Origin of the sequence: Amycolatopsis sp. SID8362 (assembly GCF_010550475.1) — a bacterium.
Taxonomy (GTDB): Bacteria; Actinomycetota; Actinomycetes; order Mycobacteriales; family Pseudonocardiaceae; genus Amycolatopsis; species Amycolatopsis eburnea.
The window spans coordinates 1-498 of the sequence record NZ_JAAGNB010001807.1; the positions used below are offsets into that span (position 1 = coordinate 1).

The 498-nt window shown below is 76.5% G+C and carries 1 protein-coding gene; it reads left to right on the top strand.

Annotated features, from left to right (window positions below; all coding sequences use genetic code 11):
• Positions 1 to 498 (top strand): DUF2339 domain-containing protein (locus tag G3I65_RS54985; protein ID WP_160704436.1); only part of this gene is annotated, 498 nt, incomplete at both ends.

The window sequence follows — 498 nt, forward strand, 5'->3', positions numbered from 1 at the left end:
GCGGGTGCTCGTCGGCGCCGCCTTCGGGCTGGCATTGACCGGCACCGGCGTGTGGCTGCACCGCAAGCCCGCCGGCCGCACGGGCGCCTTCGCGCTCGCCGCCACCGGGATCGCGACGCTCTACCTGGACGCCGTCGCCGCGACGTCGCTCTACGAGTTCCTGCCGGTGCTCGCCGGGCTCGCCGCCGGGCTGGCGATCACCGTCGGCGGGCTGCTCGTGGCCGTGCGCTGGGAGTCGCCGCTGCTGGCCGCCGCCGTCGTCGTCGGCTGCGTCGTCTGCGCGCCGATGATCACCCGCGGGTTCACCGCCGAACTGGTCACCTTCCTGCTCATGGTCCAGCTCGCGACGACGCCGGTGCAGCTGCGCCGCGACTGGTCGTCGCTGACGCTCGCCGCCGGGGTCCCGCCGCTGTTCGCCTCGGTGATCAGCACGGCGCTGCTCGGCCAGGGCGGCGGCTGGGCCAACACCGCCGCGGCGGGCGGGGCCGGCGTCGTCGG